The sequence below is a fragment of the Pantoea sp. YU22 genome, assembly GCF_003970755.1.
Taxonomy (GTDB): Bacteria; Pseudomonadota; Gammaproteobacteria; order Enterobacterales; family Enterobacteriaceae; genus Pantoea; species Pantoea piersonii.
Window position 1 is genome coordinate 250,323 of record NZ_RYDU01000002.1, and the last position, 15,125, is coordinate 265,447.

The window sequence follows — 15,125 nt, forward strand, 5'->3', positions numbered from 1 at the left end:
AAAATGGTATGACAAATGCGTCAGGGTGGTGAAAATTAACGCGTTGCCACACTAAACGTAGTTCGAACGTTGATTACCACCAAACTTTTTACCTCTGTGGTATCAAGCGGACCATTCTAGCGACAGCCGCGGCCGTTGTCTTTAAGATTCAGGAGAGTGCATGGAGTTCAGTGTAAAAAGCGGAAGCCCGGAGAAACAGCGCAGTGCCTGCATTGTTGTCGGTGTTTTCGAGCCGCGTCGTCTGTCGCCGATCGCCGAGCAGCTAGACAAAATCAGCGATGGCTACATCAGCGCCCTGCTGCGCCGCGGCGAGCTGGAAGGCAAAGTAGGCCAGACCCTGCTGCTGCATCATGTACCCAATATTCTTTCCGAGCGCATTCTGCTGATTGGCTGCGGCAAAGAGCGCGAGCTGGATGAGCGCCAGTACAAGCAGGTGATCCAGAAAACCATTAATACGCTGAACGACACCGGCTCGATGGAAGCAGTCTGCTTTCTGACCGAGCTGCATGTAAAAAGCCGCAATACCTACTGGAAAGTGCGTCAGGCGGTCGAAACTTCCAAAGAAGCGCTTTATAACTTCGACCAGCTGAAAAGCAACAAAACCGAGCCGCGCCGTCCGCTGCGTAAGCTGGTGTTCAACGTGCCGACGCGCCGCGAACTCACCAGCGGCGAACGCGCCATCCAGCACGGCCTGGCGGTCGCGGCTGGCGTGAAGGCGGCGAAAGATCTCGGCAATATGCCGCCGAACATCTGCAACGCGGCCTATCTCGCCTCGCAGGCGCGCCAGCTGGCGGACGCCTACAGCAAAAACGTCACGACCCGCGTCATCGGCGAGCAGCAGATGAAAGAGCTGGGCATGAACGCCTATCTCGCGGTAGGCGCGGGCTCGCAGAACGAGTCGTTGATGTCGGTCATCGAGTACAAAGGCAATCCCGATACGGAAGCACGCCCGATTGTGCTGGTGGGCAAAGGGCTGACCTTCGACTCCGGCGGCATCTCCATCAAACCCGCCGAATCGATGGATGAGATGAAGTACGACATGTGCGGTGCGGCGTCGGTCTACGGCGTGATGCGTATGGTGGCCGAGCTGAACCTGCCGCTTAACGTGGTCGGCGTGCTGGCGGGCTGCGAAAATATGCCGGACGGTCGCGCCATGCGTCCGGGCGACGTTCTGACTACGATGTCGGGCCAGACGGTGGAAGTGCTGAATACCGATGCGGAAGGCCGCCTGGTGCTGTGTGACGCGCTGACCTACGTCGAGCGCTTCGATCCGGAAGTGGTGATCGACGTGGCGACCCTGACCGGCGCCTGCGTCATCGCGCTGGGCCACCACGTCAGCGGTCTGCTGTCGAACCATAATCCGCTGGCGCACGAGCTGATCGGCGCCTCCGAGCAGTCCGGCGACCGCGCCTGGCGTCTGCCGATGGCGGACGAATATCAGGAGCAGCTGGAATCGAACTTCGCCGACATGGCGAATATCGGCGGCCGTCCTGGCGGCGCGATCACCGCGGCCTGCTTCCTGGCGCGCTTTGCGCGTAAATATAACTGGGCGCACCTGGATATTGCCGGCACCGCCTGGCGCTCCGGCAAAGCCAAAGGCGCAACCGGTCGTCCGGTGCCGATGCTGTCGCAGTTCCTGCTGAACCGCGCCGGTCTGAACGGCGACGACTGACGGCTCGACGCGCGCCGCTCTCAGGAGCGGCGCGTACGCCGCAAATTGATTTAACACGCCGCCGCCCCTATATCCACCTTATCGGGAAGTGCTACCGCGCGCCTTAGCTGGTAACATCGACACCTCTCACCCACAAGGCCTTTCCATGAAAAACGCAACCTTCTACGTAATGGAATCGGACTCGCACAGCGAGGAGCTGAGCGCCATTGAGGCGCTGGTGTGCGATCTGGCGGAAACGCGCTGGCGGGCGGGCAAACGCATTTTGATCGCCTGTGAAAACGAGCAGCAGGCCATTCGTCTCGACGAGGCGCTCTGGCAGCGTCCGGCCAGCGCCTTCGTACCGCACAATCTGGCGGGCGAAGGTCCGCGCTACGGCGCGCCGGTCGAACTGGCCTGGCCGCAGCGTCGCGGCAGTTCGCCGCGCGATCTGCTGATCAGCCTGCTGCCGCAGTTTGCAGATTTTGCTACTGCTTTCCATGAAGTGATAGACTTCGTACCCTACGAAGAGTCTCAGAAACAGCTGGCGCGCGACCGCTATAAAGCGTACCGCAGCGTTGGTTTCCAATTGAATACGGCCACGCCGCCACAGCCGCAAACGACATAGCAGAAATGGAAAAAACATATAACCCGCAAGATATCGAGCAGCCGCTTTACGAGCACTGGGAAGAGCAAGGCTATTTCAAGCCTAACGGCGATACCAGCCAGGAAAGCTTCTGCATTATGATCCCGCCGCCGAACGTCACCGGCAGCCTGCACATGGGTCACGCCTTCCAGCAGACCATCATGGACACCATGATCCGCTACCAGCGCATGCAGGGCAAAAACACGCTGTGGCAGGTGGGCACCGACCATGCGGGTATCGCCACCCAGATGGTGGTGGAGCGCAAGATCGCCGCTGAAGAGGGCAAAACGCGCCAGGATTACGGTCGCGACGCCTTTATCGACAAAATCTGGCAGTGGAAGGCGGAATCAGGCGGCACGATTACGCGCCAGATGCGTCGCCTCGGCAACTCCGTGGACTGGGAGCGCGAGCGCTTCACCATGGATGACGGCCTCTCCAACGCGGTGAAAGAGGTGTTTGTTCGCCTCCATAAAGAGAACCTCATCTATCGCGGCAAGCGCCTGGTGAACTGGGATCCGAAACTGCGCACCGCGATTTCCGATCTCGAAGTGGAAAACCGCGAGAGCAAAGGCTCGATGTGGCACATCCGCTATCCGCTGGCGGACGGTGTGAAAACCGCCGAAGGCAAAGATTATCTGGTGGTCGCCACCACCCGTCCGGAAACCCTGCTGGGCGATACCGGCGTGGCGGTTAACCCGGAAGACCCGCGCTACAAAGATCTGATCGGCAAAGAGGTAATCCTGCCGCTGGTGAACCGTCGCATTCCCATCGTGGGCGACGAGCACGCCGATATGGAGAAAGGCACCGGCTGCGTGAAAATCACGCCGGCGCACGACTTCAACGACTATGAAGTCGGCCGCCGCCATAAGCTGCCGATGATCAATATTCTGACCTTTGACGGCGATATCCGCGAGCGCGCTCAGGTTTATGACACCAACGGCGAAGTCAGCGACGCCTGCTCAGACGAGATCCCGGCGCAGTTCCAGAAGATGGAGCGTTTCGCCGCGCGTAAGGCGATTGTCGCCGCCGTGGACGAGCTGGGCCTGCTGGACGAGATCAAACCGCACGACCTGACCGTGCCTTACGGCGATCGCGGCGGCGTGGTGATTGAGCCGATGCTGACCGATCAGTGGTACGTGCGTACCGCGCCGCTGGCGAAAGTCGCGGTCGAGGCGGTAGAGAACGGCGATATCCAGTTCGTGCCGAAGCAGTATGAAAATATGTACTTCTCATGGATGCGCGACATTCAGGACTGGTGTATCTCGCGCCAGCTCTGGTGGGGTCACCGCATTCCGGCCTGGTACGACAACGACGGCAACGTCTATGTCGGCCGCAGTGAAGAAGAAGTGCGCAGCGAGAACAACCTGGGCGCGGACGTGGCGCTGCGTCAGGATGAAGATGTGCTCGACACCTGGTTCTCCTCTGGCCTGTGGACCTTCTCTACGCTCGGCTGGCCGGAGAACACCGAAGCGCTGCGTCAGTTCCACCCGACCAGCGTGCTGGTCAGCGGCTTCGACATTATCTTCTTCTGGATCGCCCGCATGATCATGCTGACCATGCACTTCATCAAAGATGAAAACGGCAAGCCGCAGGTGCCGTTCAAGACTGTCTATATGACCGGTCTGATCCGCGACGAAGAAGGCCAGAAGATGTCGAAATCCAAAGGCAACGTTATCGACCCGCTGGATATGGTCGACGGCATCTCGCTGGAAGATTTGCTGGAGAAGCGCACCGGCAACATGATGCAGCCGCAGCTGGCGGAGAAGATCCGCAAGCGCACCGAGAAGCAGTTCCCGGCGGGCATCGAGCCGTCAGGCACCGATGCGCTGCGCTTTACCCTGGCAGCGCTGGCGTCGACCGGCCGCGATATCAACTGGGATATGAAGCGTCTTGAAGGCTATCGCAACTTCTGCAACAAGCTGTGGAACGCCAGCCGCTTTGTGCTGATGAACACCGAAGATCAGGATTGCGGTCAGAACGGCGGCGAAATGACGCTGTCGCTGGCGGATCGCTGGATCCTCGCCGAATTCAACAGCACGGTGAAAGCGTACCGCGAAGCGCTGGACAGCTATCGTTTCGATATCGCCGCCAACCTGCTCTACGACTTCACCTGGAACCAGTTCTGCGACTGGTACCTGGAGCTGACCAAGCCAGTGATGAACAACGGCAGCGAAGCGGAGCTGCGCGGCACGCGCAACACGCTGGTAACGGTGCTGGAAGCGTTGCTGCGCCTCGCCCACCCGATTATTCCGTTTATCACCGAAACCATCTGGCAGCGTGTGAAGGTGCTGAAAAATATCAGCGACGACACCATTATGCTGCAGCCTTTCCCGCAGTACGACGCGGCGAAAGAGGATGCGGAAGCGATGGCGGATATCGAGTGGATGAAGCAGGCGATCGTCGCGGTGCGTAATATCCGCGCCGAGATGAATATCGCCCTGAGCAAACCGCTCGACGTGCTGCTGCGTGACTGCTCTCCGGCTGCGCTGCGCCGCGTGGAAGCGAACCGCACCTTCCTGTCGCGCCTGGCGCGTCTGGAGAGCCTGACCGTCCTGCCGGCTGGCGAAAAAGGTCCGGTTTCTGTGACCAAAATCGTTGAAGGCGCCGAGCTGCTGATCCCGATGGCGGGCCTGGTGGACAAGGCGGCGGAGCTGGATCGTCTGGCGAAAGAGCTGGGCAAGCTCGACGTCGAGATTGAGAAGATTCAGGTCAAGCTGGCGAACGACGGCTTTGTTTCGCGCGCGCCGGAAGCGGTAGTGGCGAAGGAGCGCGAGCGCGTGGCCGAGCTGGAGCAGTCAAAAGCGAAGCTGATTGAACAGCAGGCAGTGATCGCGGCGCTCTGATTTACGTCATGCCCGTAAAAAAACCCTGCGCCCCGGCGCGGGGTTTTTTATTGTCTGACGCAGGAGGAATAAGGCCGTCAACGTGCAGACGATCTAAAAAGAGTCGTGAGCGCGGCGCCCGTTCGGACCTGATCGCTTTTCGCCAGCAAACAGTACTGGCTCATGACAGTGAGCGCAGCTTTCGCGTTTTCATCCGTCTGCCAGGTGAACGCGTTGTTTTTCAACGCCGTTTCCCGCAGCGCTCTGAGGCGTTTTGGACAAACAAGATGCACTTCTCCGTTTGAAAATGCCTCAATGCCTTCAGTCAGACGCTCCGTGCCGATAACTTTGCTGCCCCCCCAGATCTGGTTCGGAAAATAGTAGTCGGGAAAGCTCTCATGTTTAAACGCGAAGACTTTTTCTTGCCATAACGCCATACCGACTATCTCGATGGAGCGCTGATTAATCTGGATAAGCTGAACGGAAAATAGCGAGAAAACGGCAATCACCAGCGCCGGAAAAAAAGCCATGACGGCTTTGAAGCCATGCTGAGCTTTGATTCTGTTCGTCAAAAGTGAAAATAAAGCGGGCATGAAAAGCAAAATATAAATCGCGACTATAATAAGATATTGCACCCACGGCTTCTCATGTGAGAAATAGATATTACCTTGCATCAGAAAGGCCAGAGGCACAATGGAAAACAGGGCGACCATTAACGCATACAGGGTGTAAGAAACATTAATAAACACCGCACTCGCTTTGAACTTTTCCAGCACAAATCGCCGTCTGACGTTTGGCTTTAGCGGCGCAGAGCGACTTCTTATTCTTTCGCGGCACGCTATCAGGTAACGACGATGCTGCTGTCTTTGTCGGTTGAGTTTATTATTAACATAAATATGCACCAGCAACGCGACAGCAGCTGCAATCCCCACTATCCAGCCAATTGGCAACTTATCCAGAAAAAGAAGTGTAAAAGCCACTAACACTGCAGTCAGTGCGGTAATGGCGCAACATCCCTCATTGTATCTGATTTTTAATTTAGTTTTTTTCTTACTCTGCGTTCCTGACAGGGTGCAAAATCCAGAAGGCAAAAGCAGCGTCATGGAAAAAACGCTAAAGAAAAGCAGTGAGGTAATGAGTACAGCAATTACGCCAGAAGCGTTATTAATGATAAGCGGAAAAACATCCAGCCTACCAATCCATTTTAAATAACCCCATACGTTAATAAAACCTGCAATAATAAAAAGCGGGAAAAGCTCTTTGATAATTTTAAAAATACGGGGAAAAATCATTGAATGCCTCCATGCGCCATAATGAATATTGCTTTTGTCCAACGATAATGCTATTTCTGGTGAATGTCTAACCGATGTTAACCACGTTATTTCGCTATGATCCCTGCAACTCAGCCTTTACTGACGCTGCGCGCCATTAGCGCTGCCGACAATCCCCATATCGCCCGGGTGATCCGCACCGTCTCTGCGGAGTTCGGCCTGACCGCCGACAAAGGCTATACCGTGGCCGATCCGCAGCTCGACAGCCTGTACGAACTTTACAGCGCTGAACACAGCGCCTACTGGATTGTGGAGCAGCAGGGAAAGGTCATGGGCGGCGGCGGTATCGCCCCGCTCGCCTGTAGCGCGCCCGATATCTGCGAGCTGCAAAAGATGTATTTCCTGCCGGAGGTGCGCGGCTTTGGCGTAGCACGCGAGCTGGCGCTGCGCGCCATGGAGCATGCGCGTCAGCGCGGCTTCCGCCGCTGCTATCTGGAAACCACCGGCAGCTTAACGCGCGCCATTAAGCTGTATGAATCGCTGGGATTTGAGCGCATCGACAGTGCGCTCGGCTGTACCGGCCATGGCGACTGCGAATACAGAATGTTGAAAGCGCTGTAGCCGCGCTTTGCCTGTCAGAATGCCGGCACGCCGCTGTGAAAACGCAACTCCGGGTCCGGTTCGCTAATCAGCTTCGCCTCCGCTTCGCCAATGGCGCGCACGCGCGGCGTGATATCTTTCGGCGAGATCTGCGCCGCCAGGGCTAAATAGTCCTGATAGTGGCGTGCTTCCGAACGCAGCAGCGAGATATAGAACTTCTCCAGCTCCGCATCCAGCCAGGGCGCCAGGCTGGCAAAGCGTTCGCAGGAGCGCGCTTCGATATAGGCACCGCAGATAAGCTTGTCCACCAGCGTATCGGGCTCGTGGGTAGTGATCTCGCGCAGCAGTCCTTTGGCGTAGCGGCTGGAGGTAATCTTTTTATAGGGCAACCCGCGCGCCTGCATAATCTCCCACACCTGATAAAAGTGGTGCAGCTCCTCTTTAATCAGCAGCACCATTTTCTCTACCAGATCGTCCGCCCAGGGCAGCTCGTTGCGCACGATAATGCTTTTAGACAGATTCTTATGGGCCTGAATAAACTGGCTGTCGGGGTGCTCGCGGAAAATAAAATCTTCATAGGGCTTAAGCCAGGCGAGGATCGCCTCGCCGCTCGGCTTGTCGGCGACATATTTACGGATCAGCCAGGTGGCGGTCTGCGCCGCTTTCAGCTCGCAAACCAGATGGTCGGTCAGCAGCAGCGTCAGGTTTTCCGGTTTGCGCGCCTCGTCAATCCAGGCTTGTGGCGTGCGGCAGAGTAAAAACTGATAGACAGGCTCAAGCAGCGGTGCGTAGTTCATGGCAGTTTAAAAGGCAGAAAGCAGAAAACAGAAAGGCGGAGCGCGAGGCTCCGCCAGGAAAATCAGTGACGTACGCCGGTATCTTCGTCGCCGTCGATAATGTCGCCCTCTTCGTCGTCATCTTCGTCTTCGGCGTCGGGATCTTCAAAGTAGGTGCCCCAGCCGTCGTAGTCGACATTATATTTGCCCACCAGATTAACCAGTTGCTCTACCTGCGCATCGATCAGCTCAGGTTTCAGCGCCGATTCACTGAGGATATCGACGCACATTACCGTGGTGCCGTCCTCCAGCTCCAGCTCTTCCGGCTCGGTCACTTCATAACCCAGCTTGAACGCGTCGACTGCCGCTTTCTCCAGCGAGTCGAAGTTGTTGCAGGAGAGATGATGTTCAATGGTATAGAGCGCATCCGGATCGCTGCCATCTTCCAGCAGCTCATCAATGATCAGGCGTGTCTCTTCACGCTGCTCTTCCAGCAATGCTTCATATGCCATGGCGAATTCCCCTCAGTGTTCGGCAATAAACAAGTATTTTCCCACACTGCCCGGCGCGCCACTACTCAAAACGGAAAGTTTCTTTACGCTGGGGTTGAAAATGAATATTCATACGTTTAAATTGAATTTTCATTCAATCAGAATGGATGCACTGGAGCCCGTTATGAGTCAGCTTTTTCAACGCCACTTCCTTCGGCTGCTGGATTTCACCCCGGCCGATATCACTTCCCTGCTCGACCTCGCCGCTGAATTAAAACACGCTAAAAAAAACGGTAACGAAACGCCGCGCCTGAAAGGTAAAAACATCGCGCTCATCTTCGAAAAAGACTCGACCCGTACCCGATGCTCTTTCGAAGTTGCCGCATACGATCAGGGCGCTAACGTTACTTACCTCGGCCCGAGCGGCAGCCAGATCGGCCATAAAGAGTCGATGAAGGATACCGCGCGCGTGCTGGGGCGCATGTATGACGGCATCCAGTATCGCGGCTACGGCCAGGCGCTGGTGGAGACGCTGGCGGAATTTGCCGGGGTGCCGGTATGGAACGGCCTGACCACCGAATTTCATCCTACTCAGCTGCTGGCCGACCTTCTCACGATGCGGGAGCACCTGCCGGGCAAAGCGCTGCATGAGATGACGCTGGTCTACGTCGGCGACGCGCGCAACAACATGGGCAACAGCATGCTGGAGGCCGCGGCGGTAACCGGGCTGGATCTGCGTCTGGTCGCGCCAAAGGGCTGCTGGCCGGAGCAGGAGCTGGTCGAGGCCTGCCGCCAGGCGGCGCAGAAAACCGGCGGTAAAATCACGCTGACCGAAGATATCGCCGAAGGCGTCAAGGGTGCGGACTTTATCTATACCGATGTCTGGGTCTCTATGGGTGAGGCGAAAGCGGTATGGGAAGAGCGCATCGCGCTGCTGCGCGGCTATCAGGTGAATCAGGCGATGCTGCAGCTGACCGGCAATCCGCAGGTAAAATTCCTGCACTGTCTGCCTGCGTTTCATGACGATCAGACCACGCTGGGCCGCCAGATGGCCGAACAGTATGGCCTGCACGACGGTATGGAAGTCAGCAACGCGGTCTTTGAATCAGAGCACAGCATCGTGTTCGACCAGGCGGAAAACCGTATGCACACCATCAAAGCGGTCATGGTGGCGACGCTTAGCCAGGCATAAGTCAGCAGGCGCCCCGCAAACGTTTTCGCTTGATGCAAAATGCCGGACGGGTATAATGCGCCCCAATTTGCCGGAGGAAGCATGCAACAGCGCAGCGCAAACATTCACGCGACATCACGCCTGAACGCAGGCGGTGCCCCTGTTTTTTCCGTCATCAACCCGATCGTAAAAAAAGCCCCTTAAGCAGGGGCTTTTTTTTGTCCGCAATTCGGTAGCGCAGAGGAGCGAGCTATGGCTAACCCGTTATATCGCAAGCACATTATTTCCATTAACGATCTCAGCCGCGACGAACTGGAGCTGGTGCTGCACACCGCCGCGCGGCTGAAAGCCAGTCCGCAGCCGGAGCTGCTAAAGCATAAGGTTATCGCCAGCTGCTTCTTTGAAGCCTCGACGCGCACGCGCCTGTCGTTTGAAACGGCTATTCACCGTCTGGGCGCGTCGGTGGTGGGCTTTGCCGACGGCAGTAATACCTCGCTCGGCAAGAAGGGCGAAACGCTGGCGGATACGATTTCCGTTATCGGCACCTACGTTGACGCCATCGTAATGCGTCATCCGCAGGAGGGCGCGGCGCGCCTCGCCACTGAATTTTCCGGCGGCGTACCGATCCTCAACGCCGGGGACGGCGCCAACCAGCATCCGACGCAGACGCTGCTGGATCTCTTCACCATTCGCGAAACGCAGAGCCGTCTGGATAACCTGAGCATCGCCATGGTCGGCGACCTGAAATATGGCCGCACGGTGCACTCACTGACGCAGGCGCTGGCGAAGTTTGACGGCAATCGCTTCTACTTTATCGCGCCTGACGCGCTGGCGATGCCCGCCTATATCACCGATATGCTGGACGAACGCGGCATCGTCTGGTCACGCCACGACAGCATCGAAGCGGTGATCCCGCACGCCGATATTCTCTATATGACCCGCGTGCAGAAAGAGCGTCTCGACCCGTCCGAATACGCCAACGTTAAGGCGCAGTTTATCCTGCGCGCGGCGGATCTGGCTGGCGCCCGCGACAATATGAAAGTGCTGCATCCGCTGCCGCGCGTTGACGAGATCGCCACCGACGTGGATAAAACGCCCTACGCCTGGTATTTCCAGCAGGCGGGCAACGGCATCTTCGCGCGTCAGGCTCTGCTGGCGCTGGTACTCAACAGCGAACAGGATCTGTAAGGAGCAATCGCCATGACTCACGACAACAAACTGCAGGTAGAAGCGATCAAGCGCGGTACGGTCATTGACCATATTCCGGCGCAGGTCGGGTTTAAATTGCTGTCGCTGTTTCGCCTCACCGAAACCGACCAGCGCATCACTATCGGCCTTAACCTCCCTTCCGGCGAGATGGGGCGCAAAGATCTGATTAAGATTGAAAACACCTTTCTTACCGAGGATCAGATCAACCAGCTGGCGGTCTATGCGCCGCACGCGACGGTCAACCGTATCGACGACTATGAAGTGGTCGCGAAAATCGCGCCGACGCTGCCGGAGCGCATCGAGCGCGTGCTGACCTGCCCAAACGGCAACTGCATCAGCCGCAGCGAGCCGGTTTTCTCCAGCTTCGCGGTGAAAAAGCGCGACGAAGAGGTGCAGCTTACCTGCAAATATTGCGAGAAAGCCTTTGCCCACCACGTGGTGCTCGGTCACTGGTAATCGCCCTGCCCGCCCCTATAATGGGGCGATATTTCCCGCCAGCGGCGGCACGCCGCCGCTGCGTCACTCTTAAGGAGCAAGTATGTCTCGCGAAATCAGTACGGAAAAAGCGCCAGCGGCGATCGGGCCCTATGTGCAGGGCGTCGATCTGGGCAATATGATCATCACCTCCGGCCAGATCCCGGTCGATCCAGCGACCGGCACGGTGCCGGAAGCGATCGACGCGCAGGCGCGTCAGTCGCTGGAAAATGTGAAAGCGATCGTCGAAGCGGCTGGCCTGCAGGTCGGCGACATCGTGAAAACCACGGTGTTCGTTAAAGACCTCAACGACTTCGCTACCGTTAACGCTACCTATGAAGCCTTCTTCACCGAGCATAACGCCAGCTTTCCGGCGCGTTCCTGCGTAGAAGTCGCGCGTCTGCCGAAAGACGTGAAGATTGAGATCGAAGCGATCGCCCTGCGCCGCTAACGATCGGCTGCGCGCGGCGACCGCAGCGCGCAGTTTATTTGCCCCTCTCCTTTTCGCCATTTTCAGTCACATTTTCCTCTTCGCCTGGCTTTGCGTCGCGACCTCCTCTTCTTTGTTTCAGGTCAAAACAGCTGCGATTAAATTACCCATATATCCATATATAGTGGTTAAAATCCAGATAAGCACAACATGTAGGGAATGGAGAGAGCATGGCAAAGGTAGTGGTGAAGCGCGACGGCTGTCGCTCGGCGTTTGACGCCGCGAGAATTGAGGCGGCGGTTTTGGCGGCGGCGCGTGCGGCGCAGGTCGGAGATGCGCAGTGGTGCGCCACGGTCGCCCGATGCGTCAGCGAGAAACTGGCCGACCGCGTCGAAGTCGATATTCGGGATATTCAGTTCGCGGTTGAAGAGACGCTGATGGGCGGCCCTTACCCTCAGCTGGCGCGCGCCTATATCGAATACCGTCACGATCGCGACGTGGCGCGCGAGCAGCGCGGCAAGCTGCATCACGCTATTCGCGGCCTGGTCGATCAGACCAACGCGGCGCTGCTTAACGAGAACGCCAACAAAGACAGCAAAGTGATCCCGACGCAGCGCGATCTGCTGGCGGGGATCGTGGCGAAGCACTATGCGCAGCAGCAGCTTCTGCCGCGCGACGTGGTGCAGGCGCACGAGCGCGGCGAAATTCACTACCACGATCTCGACTACTCCCCCTTCTTTCCGATGTTCAACTGCATGCTGATCGATTTGAAAGGGATGCTGACCAACGGCTTTAAAATGGGCAACGCCGAGATCGAGCCGCCGAAATCGATCGCCACCGCCACCGCGGTAACCGCGCAGATCATCGCGCAGGTCGCCAGTCATATTTACGGTGGCACCACCATCAATCGCATCGACGAGGTGCTGGAACCCTTTGTGCTGCTCAGCATGGAGAAGCATCGCGCCATCGCCGCCGAATGGCAGATTGCCGATGTGGACGCCTACGCGCAGGCGCGCACCGAGAAAGAGTGCTACGACGCCTTCCAGTCGCTGGAGTATGAGGTCAACACGCTGCACACCGCCAACGGCCAGACGCCATTCGTCACCTTCGGCTTCGGGCTCGGCACCAGCTGGGCGGCGCGGCTTATCCAGCAGTCGATCCTGCGCAACCGCATCGCCGGACTGGGCAAAAATCATAAAACCGCGGTCTTTCCCAAACTGGTGTTCGCTATTCGCGAAGGGCTGAATCGCCGTCCGGGCGATATCAATTACGATATCAAGCAGCTGGCGCTGGAGTGCGCCAGCAAGCGCATGTATCCCGATATCCTTAACTACGACCAGGTGGTAAAGGTCACTGGCTCCTTTAAAACGCCGATGGGCTGCCGCAGCTTTCTTGGCGTCTATGAGGAGAACGGCGTCGAAATCCATGACGGCCGCAACAATCTGGGCGTAATCAGCCTCAACCTGCCGCGCATCGCGCTGGAGGCGCAGGGCGACGAGGCGCGATTCTGGGCACTGCTCGACGCGCGGCTGGCGCTGGCGAAGCGCGCGCTGATGACGCGTATCGCCAGGCTGGAGAAAACCAAAGCGCGCGTGGCGCCCATTCTCTATATGGAGGGCGCCTGCGGCATACGTCTCAATGCCGATGACGAAGTAGGGCCGATTTTCCGCAACGGCCGCGCTACCCTTTCGCTGGGCTATATCGGCCTGCATGAAACCCTTAACGCCCTGAGCGGCGGCGCGCGCCATCCCTATGACGATCCTGCGCTGCGCGCCAAAGGGATCGCGATTATCTCTCGTCTGCGCGCCGCGGCCGACGCCTGGAAAGCGGAAACCGGCTACGGCTTTAGCCTCTACAGTACGCCGAGCGAAAATCTTTGCGACCGCTTCTGCCGCCTCGACGCCGCACAGTTCGGCGTGGTGCCTGGCGTAACCGATAAAGGCTACTACACCAACAGCTTCCATCTCGACGTCGAGAAGAAAGTTAACCCCTATGAGAAGATCGACTTTGAAGCGCCCTATCCGTCGCTGACGAACGGCGGCTTCATCTGCTACGGCGAGTACCCCAACGTGCAGCACAACCTTAAGGCACTGGAGGATGTGTGGGACTACAGCTACGATCGCGTGCCCTATTACGGCACCAATACGCCGATAGACGAATGCTACGAGTGCGGCTTTACCGGCGAGTTCAGCTGCACCAGCCGCGGCTTTACCTGCCCGAACTGCGGCAATCACGACCCGGCGCGCGTATCGGTAACGCGCCGCGTCTGCGGCTATCTCGGCAGCCCCGACGCGCGTCCGTTTAACGCGGGCAAGCAGGAAGAGGTGCAGCGCCGGGTCAAACATCTGGAGAGCGGACCGCTGGGATGATGCGCTTTCATCGCTATTATGAGGTCGATATCGTTAACGGCCCCGGCACGCGCTGTACGCTTTTCGTGGCCGGATGCGAACATCAGTGTCGCGGCTGCTACAACCAGAGCACCTGGCGACTCGACTCCGGAGCCCCTTTTACGCTGGAGATGGAGGAGCGCCTGATCGCCGATCTGCAGGATACCCGCATTCCGCGTCAGGGACTCTCCCTGAGCGGCGGCGATCCGCTGCATCCGCATAACGTGCCCTATATCCGTCAGCTGGTGAAGCGCGTGCGTACAGAGTGTCCAGGTAAGGATATCTGGCTCTGGACCGGCTATAAGCGCGCCGAGTTGAGCTGCCCCCAGCGTGAGGTGCTGAACTATATCGATGTGCTGATCGACGGGCGCTTTGTAGAAGAGGAAAAAGATGCCATGCTGCTGTGGCGCGGCAGCCGCAATCAGGTTATCTGGGATCTGCGTAAAGAGCGCGGCTAGCGCGGGATTTGACCCGATTCGATGATCTCCACGCTGTCGCCGCCAGGCTGAAAGGCGCGCGCGAGCATGCACTCTGCCACCGCCTGTGCGGAGACCGAGCGCCAGTTGCCGGGCAATATCCCAAAGAGCGGCGCCATCAGGCTTTCGCCGGTACGCTGGCGCGTGCGTTCGCCCACCAGCAGAGAGGGACGAACCAGCGTCAGGCGAGGCCAGCCCTGATGGCGCAGCGCCGTCTCCATCTCGCCTTTTACCCGGTTATAGAAAAAAGGCGAATGGCGATTCGCGCCGTGGGCGCTGACGGCCACCATCTGTTTTGCGCCCAGCCGCAGGCCGTTCAGGCCGGTATCTACCACCAGCGTATAGTCAACGTGCAGAAACGCCTCTTTACTGCCCGCCTCTTTCCGCGTGGTGCCGAGACAGCAAAACACGCTGTCGATGGCGACGTTAAGCGGCCGCAGCACGTCGGTCAGATCCGCCTCGACCGGATTCACCACCTTATTCACCGGCGGCAGCGGGCGGCGCGTCGGCGCGATAATTTCGTCAACGCGCGTATCCGCCACCAGCAAACGCAGCAGATGCGCGCCCACCAGGCCCGTCGCGCCGGTCAGTAATACACGATGCATCTCGCCTCCCGCTAACCTGTTGCCATTACTCTGAAATATAGTCAGCTTTGGCCGCCCGGCTTGCATTTTCAGCACAAACAACCAGGCTTAACCTGTTCACCAGGAGAGCGCATCGTGCG

14 protein-coding genes are annotated in these 15,125 nt (G+C 58.1%); 10 read left to right on the top strand and 4 right to left on the bottom strand.

Annotation, left to right across the window (positions count from 1 at the left end; translation table 11 throughout):
- The first annotated feature begins 160 nt into the window (after positions 1 to 160).
- The 3 genes from pepA (at position 161) to EKL29_RS05610 (ending at position 5,137) form a co-directional block, all read left to right on the top strand.
- Positions 161 to 1,672, top strand: coding sequence for a leucyl aminopeptidase (pepA, locus tag EKL29_RS05600; protein ID WP_126689080.1), 1,512 nt, complete (start codon positions 161 to 163; stop codon positions 1,670 to 1,672).
- Positions 1,673 to 1,817: 145 nt separating this feature from the next.
- A complete protein-coding gene (locus EKL29_RS05605) occupies positions 1,818 to 2,276 on the top strand; it encodes a DNA polymerase III subunit chi (protein ID WP_120455463.1) in 459 nt (152 codons plus the stop codon).
- A gap of 5 nt (positions 2,277 to 2,281) precedes the next feature.
- Positions 2,282 to 5,137, top strand: a complete 2,856-nt coding sequence (locus EKL29_RS05610) for a valine--tRNA ligase (protein WP_126689081.1) — start codon at positions 2,282 to 2,284, stop codon at positions 5,135 to 5,137.
- 77 nt (positions 5,138 to 5,214) lie between these two features.
- On the opposite strand, the gene EKL29_RS05615 is transcribed toward EKL29_RS05610, so the two are convergent.
- Positions 5,215 to 6,408: a hypothetical protein gene (locus EKL29_RS05615; protein WP_126689082.1), complete on the bottom strand. Its 1,194-nt coding sequence runs from the start codon at positions 6,406 to 6,408 to the stop codon at positions 5,215 to 5,217.
- A gap of 96 nt (positions 6,409 to 6,504) precedes the next feature.
- On the opposite strand from EKL29_RS05615, the gene EKL29_RS05620 reads away from it, so the two are divergent.
- Positions 6,505 to 7,008, top strand: coding sequence for a GNAT family N-acetyltransferase (locus EKL29_RS05620; RefSeq protein ID WP_126689083.1), 504 nt, complete (start codon positions 6,505 to 6,507; stop codon positions 7,006 to 7,008).
- Positions 7,009 to 7,022: 14 nt separating this feature from the next.
- On the opposite strand, the gene miaE is transcribed toward EKL29_RS05620, so the two are convergent.
- A complete protein-coding gene (miaE, locus tag EKL29_RS05625) occupies positions 7,023 to 7,784 on the bottom strand; it encodes a tRNA isopentenyl-2-thiomethyl-A-37 hydroxylase MiaE (RefSeq protein WP_120455456.1) in 762 nt (253 codons plus the stop codon).
- Positions 7,785 to 7,846: 62 nt separating this feature from the next.
- Entirely contained in the window at positions 7,847 to 8,275 is a 429-nt protein-coding gene (rraB, locus tag EKL29_RS05630) for a ribonuclease E inhibitor RraB (RefSeq protein WP_120455454.1), read from the bottom strand.
- A gap of 163 nt (positions 8,276 to 8,438) precedes the next feature.
- On the opposite strand from rraB, the gene argF reads away from it, so the two are divergent.
- The 6 genes from argF (at position 8,439) to nrdG (ending at position 14,383) form a co-directional block, all read left to right on the top strand.
- Positions 8,439 to 9,446: an ornithine carbamoyltransferase gene (argF, locus tag EKL29_RS05635; RefSeq protein ID WP_126689084.1), complete on the top strand. Its 1,008-nt coding sequence runs from the start codon at positions 8,439 to 8,441 to the stop codon at positions 9,444 to 9,446.
- 231 nt (positions 9,447 to 9,677) lie between these two features.
- Positions 9,678 to 10,613, top strand: a complete 936-nt coding sequence (gene pyrB, locus EKL29_RS05640; RefSeq protein WP_120455450.1) for an aspartate carbamoyltransferase — start codon at positions 9,678 to 9,680, stop codon at positions 10,611 to 10,613.
- A 12-nt stretch (positions 10,614 to 10,625) separates the two neighbouring features.
- On the top strand, positions 10,626 to 11,090 hold the full coding sequence (pyrI, locus tag EKL29_RS05645) for an aspartate carbamoyltransferase regulatory subunit (protein WP_120455449.1): 465 nt from the start codon (positions 10,626 to 10,628) through the stop codon (positions 11,088 to 11,090).
- 82 nt (positions 11,091 to 11,172) lie between these two features.
- Positions 11,173 to 11,559 carry a 2-iminobutanoate/2-iminopropanoate deaminase gene (ridA, locus tag EKL29_RS05650; RefSeq protein ID WP_120455447.1) on the top strand — a complete coding sequence of 129 codons (387 nt, stop codon included), beginning with the start codon at positions 11,173 to 11,175 and terminating at the stop codon, positions 11,557 to 11,559.
- A gap of 209 nt (positions 11,560 to 11,768) precedes the next feature.
- Positions 11,769 to 13,907, top strand: coding sequence for an anaerobic ribonucleoside-triphosphate reductase (nrdD, locus tag EKL29_RS05655; protein ID WP_126689085.1), 2,139 nt, complete (start codon positions 11,769 to 11,771; stop codon positions 13,905 to 13,907).
- Positions 13,907 to 14,383, top strand: coding sequence for an anaerobic ribonucleoside-triphosphate reductase-activating protein (gene nrdG / locus EKL29_RS05660; protein WP_311778979.1), 477 nt, complete (start codon positions 13,907 to 13,909; stop codon positions 14,381 to 14,383). The genes nrdD and nrdG overlap by 1 nt, the downstream gene beginning before the upstream one ends.
- Here nrdG and EKL29_RS05665 read toward each other — a convergent pair.
- Entirely contained in the window at positions 14,380 to 15,006 is a 627-nt protein-coding gene (locus EKL29_RS05665; RefSeq protein ID WP_126689087.1) for an NAD(P)H-binding protein, read from the bottom strand. The genes nrdG and EKL29_RS05665 overlap by 4 nt on opposite strands.
- Between the last annotated feature and the right edge of the window lie 119 nt (positions 15,007 to 15,125).